The sequence below is a fragment of the Flavobacterium sp. RNTU_13 genome (genome assembly GCF_046614455.1).
In the GTDB taxonomy this organism is placed as follows: Bacteria; Bacteroidota; Bacteroidia; order Flavobacteriales; family Flavobacteriaceae; genus Flavobacterium.
Window position 1 is genome coordinate 290,584 of sequence record NZ_JBKJHB010000001.1, and the last position, 17,270, is coordinate 307,853.

The window sequence follows — 17,270 nt, forward strand, 5'->3', positions numbered from 1 at the left end:
ATGAAGAACCAAAAAGTAACTAACAACATCGACTGGATATCTATCCTCCTGTACACAATGCTGGTGATTATGGGTTGGGTTACCATTTATTCGGCATCGTTACCCGAAGATAACGCTTCGATCTTTGATCTGAGCCAGGTATCGGGTAAACAGATATTGTTTATGGTTACCAGTATACCGCTTATCATTGTAATCCTTACGCTGGACGCCAAGATATACGATAAGTACGCCTTTGTATTCTACGGAGTGGGTCTGTTGCTACTGGCAGGGCTCTTTGTTTTTGGTAAAACCATAAAAGGGCAAACCAACTGGTACCAGTTTGGCGGGTTTAGTATGCAGCCGTCTGAATTTGTGAAGATTGCCACATCCATAGTCCTTTCTAAATACCTGAGCGACGTTCAGGTGAACCTGAAACTATTTAATCATCAGCTAGTTGCTTTTGGCATTATACTGCTCCCGGTGGCGCTTATTATGCTGCAACCCGATGCCGGTAGTGCACTGATATTCTTTTCGCTGGTATTTGCCATGTACAGGGAAGGCCTGCCGGGGTGGTACCTTGCTGTAGGAGGATCTGCTGCAGCCTTGTTCATCCTTGCATTACTTATACAACCTGCAGCACTTGTAGGCTTTAGCCTCATAGTATTGCTTGCTGCCTATTTTATGACCCGCAGGGCGCAGCGTAACCCCATATTATACGCTATATTATTTGTAGGTATTACAGCTTATGTATTCTCTGTAGATTACGTTTTTGAAAACGTACTGGAATCACACCAAAAAGACCGTATAAACGTACTTTTTGGCAAAGATGTAGACATGCAGGCCGAAGGATACAACCTTAACCAGGCGCAGATTGCCATTGGTTCCGGGAGCTGGCTAGGGAAAGGTTATCTTGAAGGAACCCAGACCAAAGGCGGATTTGTACCGGAACAACATACCGACTATATCTTTACTACAGTAGGCGAAGAATGGGGCTTTGCAGGCTCTGTTACCGTTATCCTGCTTTTTGTAGGATTGTTACTCCGCATAATATATCGCGCCGAGCGGCAAAAAAGCAAAATGAGCCGAACCTATGGCTACTGTGTGGCATCGATATTATTTATGCACTTTTTTATTAATATAACCATGCTTATACGGTTATTCCCTACGGTAGGGGTTCCGTTACCGTTTTTTAGCTATGGTGGTTCCAGCTTATGGGCTTTTACCATGCTGCTGTTTATATTTATAAAAATGGATGCCAACCAGGTAAACGAGTGGTAAAATAATTCGGCGGCTAGTTTGGGCTAAAAGTGTAACTTTGTTGTAAACACAAGCTAAAAACCCAAACACCTTATGGATATTTACCATATTACAGAACCTACAGCACCCAAGGTGCCCATAATTATAAGTTCGCCGCACTCCGGTACCTATTTCCCGGATGACATTAAAACACGTTTACATCCCGACAAAGCCGAAAGGCCCGATGACGCCGACTGGTTTATAGATACCCTGTACGATTTTGCCCCTGCAATGGGAATTACCCTTATTAAAGCCAACTACTGCCGGTGGGTTATTGACCTTAACCGCGACCCTGAAAGCAAACCTTTATATACAGACGGCAGGGTAATCACAGGACTGGTTCCGTTTACTGATTTTAATGGCAATCCGCTCTACACCGGTGCAACACCTGATGAAGTGGAAATCGCCGAACGTGTACAAAAATACTACCTGCCCTACCACGAAAAGCTAGAAGAACTACTGGAACAAACCAAACAGCAATTCGGCGCCGCACTGTTATTTGATGCGCACTCTATAAGGGGCGTGGTACCCGGCATCCAGGCAGACGCTTTTCCTGAGTTGATACTGGGCGATAACGATGAAACATCTGCTTCTGCATCTGTAATTAAAACCGCTTGGGATGTACTGAAAAACAGCGGCTACCAGGCCACTCACAACACTCCGTTTAAAGGCGGACACATAACGCGATACTTTGGCAAGCCGGATAATAATATCCATGCGCTACAGCTGGAAATGGCCAAAACCAATTATATGGATGCCACTGAAACAGCCTACAACCTGGAAAACGCAGAAAAAATTCGCGCCGTGCTAAAACAACTATTTACCGAACTCATAAAAACCGTAACCCCATAATGGCAGCGGATACTACGTACACCTTTAAAGGGCTACTTACCGAAAGCGGATGGATTAGCAATGCAGCAGTGCAGCTTGATGCCGCAGGGAATATTTTTTCGATACAAAAGACCGACACACCGCAAGGCGAATATATAAATGGCTATGCGTTGCCGGGTTTCCAGAATGCACATTCGCATGCGTTTCAGTACGCTATGGCGGGCCTTGCAGAACTACATACCGATACCGGTGCGCAGGACGATTTCTGGAGCTGGCGAAACGCCATGTATGGCTTGGCGCTTACCCTTTCGCCGGAGCAAATGGAAGCCGTAGCCGCCATGCTGTACAGCGAAATGGCACGCCATGGCTACACAGCCGTAGCAGAGTTCCACTACCTGCACCACGACAAAGACGGCAACCCCTACCCTAACCTTGCAGAGATGGGCACACGCCTTATGGCTGCCGCCAAAAAAGCAGGAATCCGTATTACGCTGGTGCCTATGTTTTATCAACAGGGTGGCTTTGGGCAGGAACCTGTAGAGAAACAAAAGCGCTTTATTTCGCCTACTATAGAAGATTACTACAAACTTTTAGACAGTACTATTGAAGCTGCCAAAAATTTTGATAAAGCCAATGTAGGCATAGGCATACACTCATTGCGTGCGGTAAAACCCGAAGATGTGATTGCGTTGTGCAGCGCCTTAGACGGTTCACGCCCGTTTCATATACACGTATCAGAGCAGTTAAAAGAAATCGAAGACTGCCTTGCCTATCACGGCAAACGCCCCGTGCAATGGCTGCTGGATAACTGTGCAGTTAACGAAAGCTACCACTTGGTACACGCTACGCATTTAGACGAAAGTGAAGTAACCGGTATCGCAAAAAGCGGTGCCAGCGTAGTCATTTGCCCCAGCACAGAGGGCAACCTGGGCGATGGCCTATTTAGCTTTGACAGCTACAAAAAACAAAACGGCAACTGGAGCATCGGCACCGACAGCCATGTAGGGCTTAACCCATTGGAAGAACTTCGAATATTGGATTACGGACAGCGCCTTGTTTCGCATAAGCGTAACACGTATGTTGTGCCTGACAGTGGCGACAGCGGTTTTAACGCGATTAAAATGGCATGGCAAAGCGGCCGCAGGGCTATGGGCACTAATGACAAAGAATTCTTTGCAGTAGGCCAACCATTTGATGCTGTGGTGATGAAGGCTACATCGCCATTGATTGCCACCGCAGCCGAACGCAACCTGTGCAATACTTTTGTGTACAGTGCCGACGTTACCGACATGGAGGGGACTATTGTTTCGGGGCAATGGGTAAGCCGTAACAACAGCCTGCAAAACCGCGATGCTATTGTAGCCGATTTCATTGCTGTTATGGAAACGCTCAAAACAAGAAAGTAACACCGGTTACCTAAAAACTTCCGGTCCCTTAAAAGCAACATACATCAAATTTTTAAGGGAACCGGAGGTTTATATTATTGCAAAAACAAATAGGTACGCTATACCAATTCTGACTCTAGATAGCCTTGTCTTTTATTTTCGTGGTAGGTGTCATTCCACTGTACTAAATCCCGCATAATAGGGATAAGCGCACGGCCTTTATCGGTAAGGCAATATTCTACCCTAGGCGGCAGCTCTTTAAATTCCTCCCTTAACAAAATGCCATCGGCTTCAAGCTCTTTAAGCGTATCGGTAAGTACCTTTTTAGATATGCTCCCTATTGCTGCATGAAGCTGCCCGAAACGGGCTGTGCGTTCCCGCAGTGCATATATTATTATGGGCTTCCACTTACTGCCCAGTATAGCCATAGAACGGTGTATGGGGCAATCGCTGTACTTAAAAGATTTACTCATAAATGTTTTAGTGCCTATTGGTTACCCTTCGGTTACCAGTTTATTTTGTTGATGGTTACAAATATAAACCATTGGTGGTATATTTGCACATATTTAAATATATAAATACTTTAACATGAGTTTAGATTCATTATTTACTCCGTTTCAATATAAAGGTTTACACCTTAAAAACCGTTTTGTAATGGCACCTATGACCCGTGCCTTTGCTACAGACGGTATACCTACGCAACAAATTGCCGATTACTACACCCGCAGGGCTGCTGCCGGTGTGGGGCTTATACTTACCGAGGGTACTGTAATAGACCGCCCGGCATCTAAAAACCTTAAAGACATACCCAATTTTTATGGCGATGAAGCCCTGGCACAATGGAAGCGTATAGCCGAAGGAGTACACCTTGCGGGCGGCGCTATAGCACCACAAATTTGGCACGTAGGCAATACCCCGTACGGATGGCAGCCGCCTGCTCCGTTTGAAAGTCCGGAAACCATGACTGCTGAAGATATAGATGCTACCATAAAAGCCTTTGCCAAAGCGGCCAAAGCTGCTAAAGATGCCGGGTTTGACGCGCTTGAAATTCATGGCGCGCACGGCTATCTTATAGATCAGTTTTTTTGGGAAGGTACTAACAAACGTACAGACGACTTTGGCGGAAGCACCATTAAAGAACGCAGCCGATTTGCCGTAGCAGTGGTAAAGGCCATGCGTGAGGCTGTAGGCCCTGATTTTGTAATCATCATCCGCCTTTCGCAGTGGAAACAGCAGGACTACACCGTTAAACTTGCCCATACGCCGCATGAACTGGAAAGCTGGGTGTTGCCGTTAGCCGAAGCCGGTGTAGATATTTTCCATGCATCGCAACGCCGTTACTGGGAGCCTGAGTTTGAGGGCGACGACCTTAACTTTGCAGGATGGATTAAAAAAGTAACCGGCCAGCCTACCATAACAGTGGGTTCTGTAGGGCTTGTAGGAGATGTTATGGGATCTTTCCAGGGGCAAAATTCGGGTACAGCAAATATAGATGAACTGCTGCGCCGATATGACCGCGGCGATTTTGATCTGGTAGCAGTAGGCCGTTCACTACTGCACGACCCTGAGTGGGTGCAAAAAGTAAAAGCAGGGCAGTTTAATGAGCTTAAATCTTTTGAAGCGTCGAGCTTACAAACACTTTATTAAAAACATATCATCTTAAATTACTGAAACTTCCGGGGCTATGCTTCGGGAGTTTTTTTATTTTTAGAAAATTTTTTATTCCTCAGGCAACATCATAAAACATAATTACGTCTTAGTGATATAAACCAATCGGTATTAGTGAAAATAATTAAACTACATACGTCAGACGAAAGCCTTATAAAAAGGATATTGCAAAACGACAGTAAGGCCGAACGCGAATTGTATATGCGTTATGCCGGCAAAATGCTTGGCGTATGCAGGTTGTATGTAAAAGACCTTCACTATGCCGAAGACGTAATGGTAGAGGGGTTTACCAAAGCATTTCAAAATCTGGATAAGTTTCGGTTTGACGGAAGTTTTGAAGGCTGGCTGAGGCGGATTATGGTACGGCAGGCCATAGATTTTTTACGATCAAGGCGTGCCATTCAGTTTGCAGATATAGAAACCGCAGAAGTACCTGCTGTTACAATAGATGAACCCGACTTTGATGTAGAGTTGCTGCAGTTGCTCATAGACAACCTGCCCGAAGGATACCGTACCGTACTGGTTATGTATGCTATAGAAGGCTACAGCCACAAGGAAATCGCGGTTTTACTGGGCATTACGGAAAACACATCCCGGTCGCAGTTGTTTAAAGCACGTAAGCAGTTAGAAGAACAGCTTGCATTAAAAAAGGAAAACAGGCTATGAAAAAATATAATTTAGAACAACAACTCGCCGAAAAGTTGGGCAGCCGCAGTATATCACCAAGCGATAATGCCTGGGAGCGCATTGCTTTTAACAGGCAGCAACAGGCGGGAAAAAAAAGCAGGAAAAAACGCAGCCTTTATTGGGTAGCGGCATCGGTTGCTGTGTTGTTGATAGGAGGGTATTTGTTTATAACAGCTTTAAGTACTTCGGTAAATATAAATACTACGCCGCAGGTAGTGCAGGGCAAAGATGTCTCACCAGCGCAGCAAACCCCTAATTATACCCCTAACGCATCCCAAATTGCAGACGCCGTTACGGAGCCTGAATATGCTGAACGTAAAACAGCAAACAACCTGCCCAATACTAAACCGATTAACGATACGGATAATCAAGACCAACTGGCCGCAGTTAGCAACAATAAGCCATTACAATTGTCACCTACCGAAGTTGCATTGCCTGAAGCGGATATAAAAGCAGCCGGTACTGTTATTGCTGCTGCCCGCCCACAGGAAGATGTTTTGCTTGAAAAAGCAATGCGAGACGTAGCAGCGCAAAAACAATTTAAGCAGACAACCAACCAGGAAGCCCTGCTAAAAGAAGTGGAATCAGAAATGGACGAATATTATCGGGAAAAGGCGCTGAGGTTCTTTTCGCTTAAGTATAAAAAAATTCGTATTGTGGTAAAAGACAACCACTAAAACCTTTTAAAATTACCTTACCATGAAAAAATTAATGTTAATCGCCATAGCGGCGACCGGACTTTTTTTGCCCAAACTTAACGCGCAGGTGCTGCGTGATTCCTTGGGGTATTATGAGCTAAATGAAAATGTAAGAGGGCGTGCGCCGCTGGATTTTAAGGATTATGAAAAATATCGTAAAGAGCGTATAGCACTATTGGAACAAGAAAAAGCGCAAATAGTGGAAGATGAAAAAGAAGCATTGAAAAAAATCATTGAAAGCATAGATGCGCGCCTGGAAAGAAAGGAGATTTCCCCGGAAAAAGCATTGGCTTTAAAAGAGAAAGCGGCTAAAATTGCAGCCGAAAACATTGATAACAAAACAGAAATTATAAACAACCATATAGCATTAGTAAACAGGGATGTGTATTACAACTTAGATTTGTATACCACTTCTTATGTTCAAATTGGCTTTGGCAACGCTACCGATGAGGCAGGAAGTTTTTTACTTGGTTTACAGTATAAAGGCGAGCGCAAAAAGCCTAAATACGACAAAAGAACCTTTGCAGACATTGTAGTAGCCGCGGGATTTGGCAGTATGCATGGCGATCCGTACAAGTTTTTTAAACACGGTAATGCAGAGTTTGGGCTTACGCTGCGCACCCGTCTTTTTAAAGACCATAATAAGGTGCGATTGCTGTACGGAGTGTCTTATATGGCTGAAAGTTTCCAGTTTAATGACAATAAGTATGTGGTAAACAACAACGGCTACAGTACACTGGAAACCTTTTCGTCGCCGCTTAAAAAGAGAAGCTATTTTCAGGTAAACAAAATAATAGCGCCGTTTTATTTAGAGTTTGGCCCTTCTAAAAAGAAGGAATACAAAGACTATTTCCGTTACGACACCTCTAAAGCGTTTAAAATAGGCATAGGCGGATATGTAGGTGCCGCGGTGAGTGCCATGCAAGTTTTAAAATATAACGAAACCGGGCACAATGTGGTACTAAAACGCAGGGCAGACTATAATACTAATGACTTTGTATATGGTGTTAACGGCTACATAGGCCTTGGCGACATAAGCCTTTTTGGGCGGTATGAGATTAACAAAGTGTTTAAAGATGCTGATATTAAAAATAATGCACTATCTGTAGGTTTAAGGGTTGTATTTTAATATGCTGTGCTTTTTTCCTTATTTTTGGGAAGTATGAAGTTAGATGCACAATTAGAGAAAATATCGGCGTTTTCACATTTAGAGCTTTTAGCCAACCAAATTGTGGAAGGCTTTATTTCGGGCATGCATAAGAGTCCGTTTCATGGCTTTTCGTCTGAGTTTGCCGAACATAAGGTGTACAACCCCGGCGAGAGCACCAAGAATATAGACTGGAAACTCTACGCCCGTACCGACAGGTTGTACAGCAAGCGTTATGAGGAGGAAACCAACCTGCGCTGCCACCTGATTATAGATAACTCGGGCAGTATGCACTACCCTAAACTGAAAGATGGGCAGTTGTTTTATGAAAACAAGATAGGCTTTTCAGTTTTGGCAAGTGCTGTGCTTATGGATCTGCTGAAACGCCAGCGCGACGCCGTAGGCCTTAGCGTGTATAGCGACACCTACGAGTACTACGCGCCCGAAAAAGGCAGCGGCAGGCACCACCGCATGCTGCTGGATAAGCTGGAAGGACTGTTAGCCGCGCCTACCGTAGCAAAACCTACCGATACAACCACATTTTTACACCAGATAGCACAAAAAATGCACCGCCGCAGCATGATTATATTGTTTACCGATATGTTTCAGCCGGGCGAAAATGAAGCACTGTTTGATGCGCTGCAACACCTGAAACATGATAAACACAAGGTGGTACTGTTTCATGTAATTGACAAAAAGACCGAGTTTAACTTTGATTTTGACAATACCCCGCGCAAATTTATAGACCTGGAAACAGGCGAACAGGTAAATCTTTTCTCGGAAAATGTTAGGGAAGAGTACGAAAAACAGGTTGCAGCCTACTTTAAAAAAGTAGAAGAAACCTGTATGCAGTACCGGATTAAGTACGCTCCGGTATCTGTTGACGAAAAATTTGAAAAAATATTAACGACTTACCTTGTTGAGAAACAAAAGTTTGGATAATCATCAGAAAAAATATCTGAAAATTATTTTCAAAACACTTGCAGATATCAAAAACTGCCGTATATTTGCACTCGTAATAATGAAACAAACAACGCGAGTTGTCTAATCATTAAGAACGCTGGTTTGGTAGTTCAGTTGGTTAGAATACGTGCCTGTCACGCACGGGGTCGCGGGTTCGAGTCCCGTCCAGACCGCCAGCATGCAAAGAAAGCCCTGCTTTAAGCGGGGCTTTTTGCGCCAAAATATATTACTTCCCACACAGGGAAGTGTTACGATAGTTGTGTTGTTTATGCCACACGAAAGTGTGGTAGGTTTAGTAGTTAGACCAATGAAAAGCTTTCCATTTATTTGGAGGGCTTTTTTATTTTTGTGCCCACTCCAGCGGTATTTATCCGCTACAAAAAAACATTCCCTCTTCTGTTTTGGCAGTCAGTAACTTATAAAATATTTTGCTTTAGTGTAGCGCAAACGCTTGCAGATGTAAAAAATCGCGTTATCTTTGCACCCGCAATAATGAACAACAGCCTTGTGCTGCTAATCATTAAGAATGCTGGTTTGGTAGTTCAGTTGGTTAGAATACGTGCCTGTCACGCACGGGGTCGCGGGTTCGAGTCCCGTCCAGACCGCCAGTTTAAAGTAAGCCCTTCTTTTTGAGGGGCTTTTTTTATGGCTGATTACAAACCCCTCTATAGCCTTTCAGTACATATACTAATACTCTCTTTGCAGGTTTGCCACCGCGTTGCAGTATAACAACTTCAGGCTTCAGTACGGTATCAAAACAATCGCTATAAACCTCTTTCGGGTCTTTAAAATTGTTAGACGTGGTTATAAAATAGGCATCATCACCTTTTTTAAGCGCGGGTCTATATTGATTTAGCCAGGCATAGGTATGGATATCTTCCAGCTTTCCCAGGGCTACAAAATTCATGTGTAGTGGTTGCGCTACGTAATTATCTATGTGTGCTCCGGTAAACCATTTGTTTGCTATAATAAAGCTGGTTTCGGTAAGTCCGTTATGGATGTTTTGTTTCCGTATTTTGTCAAAATCGTTTTTTAGTGCATTCCATCCGTACATATCCAATGTTACATCGCCTTTGCCTACTATATCGGGCTGTTTTTTGCCCAACGTGCCCGGGTAAAAGTTTATAACCAACACACCAGCTACAGCAATTATACCAGTAAAACCTACCGCGCATTTTACCAGCCTGAAGTAAACTCGGCTTACATAATCTTCCATTCTAATTGCGGTTATAAGCAGGAGCGCCGTATACCCAGGGCCTGACCAATGCGGCAGCGTATCCCGTAACAGCGACAATCCTAACAATATTATAATTAACGGCAGGCTTAGTAATAATAGTAGTTTTTCGGCAGGGGTGCCTTTACCGTTTCTCCGTTTTATTATTTGCCAAAGCACTACCACATAAAGCAGGTAGTTAATTGGGTTGTTGTAAAACACACCCCCAAACAATTCGCGCACGAAGCCGTTACCGTTTACATGATTTCCGGGAACCACCCTGCTACTGTGAAACGTATAGGTGATAAAATGATTCTCTACGTTCCAAAACAGGATGGGGCTCACACAAACAGCGGTTATAAGTACAGACAGATATAAGTAAGGGTTACGTAGTAAATTTCGGCGGTAGCAAAGAATATATAGACCGACTCCTAACCAAAGAAAAACCCCATGAACCTTACTCATAATACAAAATCCGGCTATTATGCCAAAACTCAATAACAAGCGATTGATTTGAATGGGCGACTTTGGTTGTGAAAAAAGCTGCACCAACAGATATATAGCTACGATCCAGAAGAAGTGTTGGGGTGCATCGGGCATTATAAAAGTACCTGCTATAATGCTACTGTAAAATGACGCGGTAAACAGCAAAGCAGCTATAAAACCGGCGTTTTCATTTTTAAGCAAGGCGGCAATGCGATATATGAGCCAGGTATTTACAGCCGCAAGAAGTATCGGCCCCAGCCGTACCGAGAAGTCGGTTACCCAATGTAGGTTAAGGGTAGTTAGCCTTATGAGCAGGGCTACCATAGGTGGGTGGTCAAAATAGTTCCACTGCAGGTGCCTTGCGTAAGACAGGTAATATACCTCGTCATTACCCAGATGTATCGTTGCTGCCACTAAGCAGCGCGATAGCGTGGCAATTACAATAAGAAGGAGTGTTTTTTGTTTTGCTGTCATCCTTAGCTAAAGGTGTACAGGCTGTTTGCGGTAAAATTCCAGAAAAAGACTAATACCGTTACCAGCCCCTTTGAAACATAAAAATTAAGTTTAGTATTACGCTGAAGCCAGTATAACATGCCCACATTTAGCCCAAATCCTACAAACGAAATAAGGGCAAACCGCAGAAATTGCTCGGCTATGTGCGTATCAGTATTTTGAAACGTAAAATGCTTGTTCAAAAAGTAATTGTTTACCGTACCTAAAGAAAATCCTATAGCGTTAGCCACGTACTTGTTTACCTTTAGCTTCTCTTTAAAAAACCAGGTGGTTGTAAAATCAATGGTAAGTCCGGTAGTGCCTACAAGGCCAAATTTTATAAACTGAAAAAGCGTCATACGTCTGTTGTCATAGAAGTACCCGGGGCGTTCCTCAGGCCTTTTCCTGATAAGGTGTTTTTAATAGGTTTTATTATTGTACGTTTAATAGGTTTGTACCACAAAAACGACAGTACCGCACACAATACGCCCACAGTAATACCGCCAAGCACATCGGTTAAAAAATGGTGACCAAGGTAAATGCGGGAATATGCAGTGCAAAGCGCTATTGCTATACTAAACACGCAAACCGTTTTTCGGCGCGTGTAAAGCGACAATACTGCCGCCAGTGCAAAAGCGGAAGCCGAGTGCCCTGAAGGAAAGCTCCGCCAGCCTATGCGGCTGTGTGCAAAGGTATCTAAATAATAGTTTATATGATGCTCATGGAAAAAAACCGCAGGCCGGGGTGCTGGGATAAATGTTTTTAACAACTGAGCCGCTATCCCTGAAAGTAAATATGATATTATAATAAGGTAGGCAAGCCGCCTGTGTCTTTTTGCGGTAACAATTATTAGTATTGCCAGTGCTATTACAAAGGTGCCATCGCCTAAAAACGTAAACATATTAAACACCAGTGCTAAAGCTGGAGTGTGTACCGGGTTTAACGCCATAAAACATGTTGCTTTGCTAAGAAACAGGGTTAGGCACAACATTACCGCTGCAATCATTGTAAAAAGCAGGAAGAATAACGTGTTTCTCTTTACTACTTTCATGGCTCTTTTCATAGTAGAACATTTTAAGACACCTGTAAAAATAACCGATTTAAAAAATGTTAAAATCAAGTTAATGTTATTTAATTCAATAAGATAATTAATTTTAAATTACTGGAATATAGCGCATTGTGAACTTTAGGGAAACCCAGCGTTAACAGCATTTGCGTACTACCGGCACAATTAATATCTTCCCGCTTTAATATATAGGTATGAAAAATATTGCTGTTTTTTGCGCATCAAGTCCCGGCTTTAATCCTGATTTTGAAAAAGAAGCCTACGCCCTGGGGCAATATTTAGCCGAAAGTGGCTACGGACTTGTGTATGGCGGTGCCCAGGTAGGGCTTATGGGAGCTGTGGCAAACGGCGCGTTAAGCAAGGGAGGGAGTGTTACCGGTGTGTTGCCTGTGTTTTTGCAAACCAAAGAAATAGCCCACCCGGCGCTGACCGAGCTTATTATTGTTGATACAATGCACGAAAGAAAAACCATTATGAGCGAACGTTGCGAGGGTATTATAGCATTGCCGGGCGGTTTTGGTACTATGGAAGAGCTTTTTGAAATGCTTACCTGGGCGCAACTCGGATTGCATAAAAAACCAATAGCCATGCTAAACACGGCCGGGTTTTATACGCCGCTACTTTCTTTTATAGATAATATGGTAACAGCAGGTGTGCTGAAACAAATCAACCGTGATATGCTGCTGGTAGCCGATAATATGATCGATTTACTGGGGCTTATGGAGGGTTATGTAGCCCCCGAAGTGCCAAAATGGCTAAACATGGAAAGTACCTAATAAAAAACGATCTAAAGCAAAAAATCCTCAACAAAGTTGAGGATTTTAGTTGAGCGAAAAACGGGGTTCGAACCCGCGACCTCCACCTTGGCAAGGTGGCGCTCTACCAGCTGAGCTATTTTCGCAAATAAACCCTTTTCAGGGTTCGGTATTTTGTACTCAAGGCGGGACTTGAACCCGCACGGGCATTACTGCCCACTGGATTTTAAGTCCAGCGTGTCTACCAATTCCACCACTCAAGCATAAAAGGTAGTAATTAGAGCGAAAAACGGGGTTCGAACCCGCGACCTCCACCTTGGCAAGGTGGCGCTCTACCAGCTGAGCTATTTTCGCATTATATCAAATAATATCGCTTTTGGCTTCATTATTACGGCTGCAAATATACAATGGTTTTTGGTTTTTGCAAGCGTTTTTGGGAGAAAATTTGCACCAAATAATTTTCCATCCGGTAACGTTCTGATAACGTTTTGCTTAATAAAAAAAGTTTTCAGGCCCAGTTTTTCAGTTGTAGTTTTTATAATGGTTTATTAACGTCAATATATTTTACAACTGCCCTACACCCGAATAACAAATCCACAAATTAACGCATTCACCTTATTTCGTAATCATCCGTTTTATTTCGTTCAGTTTCATCAATGCCTCTACCGGAGTAAGCGTGTTAATATCAAGGTTAACAATTTCCTGCTTTATTTCTTCTAAAAGAGGATCGTCCAGGTTAAAAAAGCTTAGCTGCATTTCATCTTTAGCCGCGGCCTTTACATTACCCAGTGCTTCTCCACTATGGTCTTTTTCCAGCTTTTTAAGTAGCTTTTGGGCTTTTTGTATTACCGTTTGCGGCATACCGGCCATTTTGGCTACATGTATACCAAAACTGTGCGCGCTGCCACCCTTAACCAGCTTACGGATAAAAAGCACATTATCTTTAAGCTCTTTTACACTAACGTTAAAGTTTTGCACCCGCTCAAAAATGTCCTGCATTTCATTCAGCTCATGATAGTGTGTAGCAAACAACGTTTTTGGTTTTGCAGGATGTTCGTGAATAAATTCGGCAATAGCCCAAGCTATGCTTATACCATCATAGGTACTGGTACCGCGGCCTATTTCGTCCAGCAAAATAAGGCTGCGGTCGCTCAGATTGTTTAGTATACTGGCGGTTTCGTTCATTTCCACCATAAAGGTAGATTCGCCCATACTTATATTATCGCTGGCTCCTACACGGGTAAAAATTTTATCTACCACGCCCATACGCACGCTTTCTGCAGGAACAAAGCTACCCATCTGTGCTAACAATACAATAAGTGCCGTTTGCCTTAGTATTGCCGACTTACCACTCATGTTTGGCCCTGTAATCATAATTACCTGCTGCTGTATCCTGTCCAGGAACACATCGTTAGTAATATAAGGAGTGCCTACGGGGAGCTGTTTCTCTATTACCGGGTGCCTGCCCTCTTTAATTTCCAGCTCGTGGCTTTCGTCTACATCTGGCTGCACATAGTTACTGTCTATAGCCAGCTGTGCAAACCCCGAAAGGCAGTCTATCTGGGCTATTAGCCCGGCGTTTAACTGAACCGGTTTTATATAAGTACCTATCCAAACCACAAGCTGTTCAAAAAGCTGGCTTTCAAGGGCGTAAATTTTTTCTTCGGCGCCCAGTATCTTGGTTTCGTATTCTTTAAGTTCTTCGGTAATATAGCGCTCGGCATTTACCAGCGTTTGCTTACGAATCCAATCTGACGGAACCTTATCTTTATGGGTATTGCGCACCTCTATATAGTACCCAAACACATTGTTAAACGATATTTTAAGCGATGTAATCCCTGTTTTCTCACTCTCGCGGCGTTCTATCCCTTCTAAAAATTCCTTGCCGCTAAAGGCTATGCTGCGTAACTCGTCGAGCTCAGGGTGCACACCTCTTGCTATGGCATTTCCTTTATTAATCGCAACAGGCGCATCCGGGTTCAGGGTTGTTTTTATTTTTTCGCGCAGCAGTTCGCAGGCGTGCAGGCTGTCGCCAATGGCTTTAAGTGCCTCGTTATCACTTTCCAGTGCCAGTTGCTTTACCGGCACTATAGCATCCAGCGATTCTTTCAGGTAAATTACCTCTCTTGGCGAAATTTTCCCGGTAGCCACCTTAGAAATAAGGCGCTCCAGATCGCTTATCTGTTTTATCTGTGTTTGAAACTGCGTTAGCACATCGCGGTTGTTTTTAAGGTACGCCACCACCTCATGCCTGTTGCGTATTTTATTTACGTCTTTAAGTGGCAGTGCCAGCCAACGCTTTAGCAGGCGGCTGCCCATGGGGCTAAGGGTACGGTCTATAACATCGAGCAGTGTTACGGCGTTTTGGTTGGTGCTGTGGTACAGCTCCAGGTTGCGTATGGTAAACCGATCCATCCATACGTAAGCATCTTCCGCTATACGTTGGATGTTGGTTATGTGCTGTACTTTATTATGCTGTGTTTCGCCCAGGTAATACAGCACCGCTCCACTGGCTATAATTCCCTCGGGAAGTTCTTCTATCCCGAAACCTTTTAACGAATTAGTACCAAAGTGTGTAGTAAGGCTCTCAAAAGCGTAGTCTTCTTTATAAATCCAATCTTCCAGGTAAAACGTATGGTAGTTTTCGCCGAAGGCTTCCTTAAAGGCGTTTTTTTCGTTTTTCCCGGTAAGCACCTCGCTGGGGCTAAAGTTTTGCAGTAGCTTGTCTATATATTCTTCATTACCCTGTGCACACAGAAACTCGCCCGTAGACACATCTAAAAACGAAACGCCAATGGTTTTCCTGCCAAAGTACACCGAAGCAAGGAAGTTATTCTGCTTGCTGTGCAGCACCTCGTCATTTAGTGCCACGCCCGGGGTAACCAGTTCTGTTACGCCTCGTTTTACAATGGTTTTAGTCATTTTAGGGTCTTCCAGCTGGTCGCATATTGCTACCCGGAGCCCTGCCTTTACCAGTTTTGGAAGATAGGTGTTTAGCGAATGATGCGGAAATCCGGCAAGCGCCGTTTCGCTTTCGCTGCCGTTACCACGCTTAGTAAGGGTAATGCCCAGTATACCTGCCGCACGTATGGCATCTTGCCCGAAAGTTTCGTAAAAATCGCCCACACGAAATAACAAGCAAGCATCAGGATATTTAGCCTTAATGCTGTTGTATTGTTTCATCAACGGGGTTTCTTTTGCCGGTTTTTCTTTCGAAGCTGCCAAATTATATGCGGTATTAGGATTAACGACTACAGGGCGAAATTAGGCAAAATTTAGCCAATAATAAAAAAACTCCCGTTTACCTATAATTGCCAACCGTTTACCTCAAAAGATAAAGCAACTGTACTTAAGGTATTAACTTTAGCATATCAACAAAACGAATGGTAGTAGTAAAGATTTTGCGATAGAGCGTAATGAAGTAGCACGCAAAGCAAAAAATTTGAATCCTAAGCTAATCTATTTTATATTCTATCTGTAAAGGCTATGTTTAATACATGGCCTTTACCTTTAAAATAATCACTTCCTACCCCCTACTACAGCACTCTACGTGCTTTATATTTTACGCTCTATAACGTAATTCACCATAAGATTAAGCGCATCTTTATACTCTGATGCCGGGTAAGTAGAAAGTATTTGCAGGGCTTCCTCGCGGTATTCGCCCATTTTTTGTTCGGCATACGTAAGCCCACCTTTGTTTTTTACAAAGGCAATAACCTCTTTTACGCGCTTTTTATCTTTGTTGTGGTTTTTAACCGAGTTAATAAGCCAGCTCTTTTCCTGCTTGGTACAATTATTAAGCACGTAGATAAGCGGCAGGGTCATTTTCTGCTCCTTAATATCTATGCCTGTAGGTTTGCCAATGCTGTCTTCGGTATAATCAAAAAGGTCGTCTTTAATCTGGAACGCCATACCTATAAGCTCACCAAACCGGCGCATTTTCTCTACATCTTCACTCTCAGGGTTAACCGATGCAGCACCCAAAGAGCAACAGGCTGCAATAAGCGTAGCGGTTTTTTGGCGGATAATTTCGTAGTAAATATCTTCAGTAATATCGAGCCTTCGGGCTTTTTCTATCTGCAGGAGTTCGCCCTCGCTCATTTCGCGTACGGCAACAGATATTATGCGAAGCAAATCAAAATCACCGTAGTCTATGCTAAGCAATAAGCCTTTAGAAAGTAGGAAATCACCTACAAGCACAGCAATTTTATTTTTCCACAAAGCATTAAGCGAAAAAAAGCCACGGCGGCGGTTAGAGTCGTCTACCACATCATCATGCACCAGGGTTGCCGTGTGTATAAGCTCTATAACCGATGCACCACGGTACGATCGTTCGTTTATAGTGCCGCCGCTAATCATTTTAGCGGTAAGGAATACAAACATAGGGCGCATTTGCTTCCCTTTGCGTTTTACAATGTAGAAGGTAATCCGGTTTAAAAGTGCCACTTTGCTGGACATGGCCTCGTAGAACTTTTTCTCAAAAAGTTCCATCTCGTGTGCAATGGGCTGCTTTATTTGTTCGGTGATTTTCATGCAGTGCCAAAGATAGCAAAAACACACAACAGTTTATAATGTTGATATGTTATAAAGTTTTTAAAATCCCG

15 protein-coding genes and 5 tRNA genes are annotated in these 17,270 nt (G+C 43.4%); 11 read left to right on the forward strand and 9 right to left on the reverse strand.

From position 1 onward, the window contains the following. The 3 genes from rodA to hutF all read left to right on the forward strand — a co-directional run bounded on the left by rodA (window position 1) and on the right by hutF (window position 3,512). Window positions 1-1,257, forward strand: a complete 1,257-nt coding sequence (rodA, locus tag ACLI08_RS01290; protein WP_411426646.1) for a rod shape-determining protein RodA — start codon at window positions 1-3, stop codon at window positions 1,255-1,257. Window positions 1,258-1,329: 72 nt separating this feature from the next. Continuing rightward, a complete protein-coding gene (locus tag ACLI08_RS01295; protein WP_411426647.1) occupies window positions 1,330-2,127 on the forward strand; it encodes an N-formylglutamate amidohydrolase in 798 nt (265 codons plus the stop codon). Next, entirely contained in the window at window positions 2,127-3,512 is a 1,386-nt protein-coding gene (hutF, locus tag ACLI08_RS01300) for a formimidoylglutamate deiminase (RefSeq protein ID WP_411426648.1), read from the forward strand. Before ACLI08_RS01295 ends, hutF begins: the two co-directional genes overlap by 1 nt. A 98-nt stretch (window positions 3,513-3,610) precedes the next feature. Here the strand turns inward: hutF and ACLI08_RS01305 are convergent, their stop codons facing one another. Continuing rightward, window positions 3,611-3,964 (reverse strand): winged helix-turn-helix transcriptional regulator, encoded by a 354-nt coding sequence (locus ACLI08_RS01305; protein WP_411426649.1) that lies wholly within the window; start codon window positions 3,962-3,964, stop codon window positions 3,611-3,613. A 115-nt stretch (window positions 3,965-4,079) separates the two neighbouring features. Between ACLI08_RS01305 and ACLI08_RS01310 the strand changes: the two genes are divergently transcribed. The 7 genes from ACLI08_RS01310 to ACLI08_RS01340 all read left to right on the forward strand — a co-directional run bounded on the left by ACLI08_RS01310 (window position 4,080) and on the right by ACLI08_RS01340 (window position 9,262). Next, entirely contained in the window at window positions 4,080-5,138 is a 1,059-nt protein-coding gene (locus ACLI08_RS01310; protein ID WP_411426650.1) for an NADH:flavin oxidoreductase, read from the forward strand. A gap of 135 nt (window positions 5,139-5,273) precedes the next feature. Beyond that, window positions 5,274-5,825 carry an RNA polymerase sigma factor gene (locus tag ACLI08_RS01315; RefSeq protein ID WP_411426651.1) on the forward strand — a complete coding sequence of 184 codons (552 nt, stop codon included), beginning with the start codon at window positions 5,274-5,276 and terminating at the stop codon, window positions 5,823-5,825. Continuing rightward, window positions 5,822-6,523 carry a hypothetical protein gene (locus ACLI08_RS01320; RefSeq protein WP_411426652.1) on the forward strand — a complete coding sequence of 234 codons (702 nt, stop codon included), beginning with the start codon at window positions 5,822-5,824 and terminating at the stop codon, window positions 6,521-6,523. Before ACLI08_RS01315 ends, ACLI08_RS01320 begins: the two co-directional genes overlap by 4 nt. A gap of 22 nt (window positions 6,524-6,545) precedes the next feature. Continuing rightward, entirely contained in the window at window positions 6,546-7,673 is a 1,128-nt protein-coding gene (locus ACLI08_RS01325) for a hypothetical protein (RefSeq protein WP_411426653.1), read from the forward strand. A gap of 33 nt (window positions 7,674-7,706) precedes the next feature. Next, entirely contained in the window at window positions 7,707-8,633 is a 927-nt protein-coding gene (locus ACLI08_RS01330) for a DUF58 domain-containing protein (protein ID WP_411426654.1), read from the forward strand. Between the two features lie 120 nt (window positions 8,634-8,753). Next, a tRNA-Asp gene (locus ACLI08_RS01335) sits at window positions 8,754-8,830 on the forward strand. Between the two features lie 355 nt (window positions 8,831-9,185). Further along, window positions 9,186-9,262: transfer RNA gene (locus tag ACLI08_RS01340), tRNA-Asp, on the forward strand. Between the two features lie 35 nt (window positions 9,263-9,297). On the opposite strand, the gene ACLI08_RS01345 is transcribed toward ACLI08_RS01340, so the two are convergent. The 3 genes from ACLI08_RS01345 to ACLI08_RS01355 are packed head-to-tail and all read right to left on the reverse strand — an operon-like array spanning window position 9,298 to window position 11,908. Further along, complete coding sequence (locus ACLI08_RS01345; RefSeq protein WP_411426655.1) at window positions 9,298-10,827, reverse strand: ArnT family glycosyltransferase; 1,530 nt, start codon at window positions 10,825-10,827, stop codon at window positions 9,298-9,300. A gap of 2 nt (window positions 10,828-10,829) precedes the next feature. Further along, a complete protein-coding gene (locus tag ACLI08_RS01350; RefSeq protein ID WP_411426656.1) occupies window positions 10,830-11,204 on the reverse strand; it encodes a GtrA family protein in 375 nt (124 codons plus the stop codon). Continuing rightward, on the reverse strand, window positions 11,201-11,908 hold the full coding sequence (locus ACLI08_RS01355; RefSeq protein ID WP_411426657.1) for a phosphatase PAP2 family protein: 708 nt from the start codon (window positions 11,906-11,908) through the stop codon (window positions 11,201-11,203). The genes ACLI08_RS01350 and ACLI08_RS01355 overlap by 4 nt, the downstream gene beginning before the upstream one ends. Before the next feature lie 197 nt (window positions 11,909-12,105). On the opposite strand from ACLI08_RS01355, the gene ACLI08_RS01360 reads away from it, so the two are divergent. Then, window positions 12,106-12,687 (forward strand): TIGR00730 family Rossman fold protein, encoded by a 582-nt coding sequence (locus ACLI08_RS01360; RefSeq protein WP_411426658.1) that lies wholly within the window; start codon window positions 12,106-12,108, stop codon window positions 12,685-12,687. A gap of 52 nt (window positions 12,688-12,739) precedes the next feature. Here ACLI08_RS01360 and ACLI08_RS01365 read toward each other — a convergent pair. The 5 genes from ACLI08_RS01365 to ACLI08_RS01385 form a co-directional block, all read right to left on the reverse strand. Next, window positions 12,740-12,812, reverse strand: a tRNA-Gly gene (locus tag ACLI08_RS01365). Between the two features lie 31 nt (window positions 12,813-12,843). Next, window positions 12,844-12,929: transfer RNA gene (locus ACLI08_RS01370), tRNA-Leu, on the reverse strand. Between the two features lie 18 nt (window positions 12,930-12,947). After that, window positions 12,948-13,020: transfer RNA gene (locus ACLI08_RS01375), tRNA-Gly, on the reverse strand. 261 nt (window positions 13,021-13,281) lie between these two features. Beyond that, window positions 13,282-15,849 carry a DNA mismatch repair protein MutS gene (gene mutS, locus ACLI08_RS01380; RefSeq protein WP_411426659.1) on the reverse strand — a complete coding sequence of 856 codons (2,568 nt, stop codon included), beginning with the start codon at window positions 15,847-15,849 and terminating at the stop codon, window positions 13,282-13,284. A gap of 372 nt (window positions 15,850-16,221) precedes the next feature. Beyond that, entirely contained in the window at window positions 16,222-17,199 is a 978-nt protein-coding gene (locus ACLI08_RS01385; protein ID WP_411426660.1) for a polyprenyl synthetase family protein, read from the reverse strand. Between the last annotated feature and the right edge of the window lie 71 nt (window positions 17,200-17,270).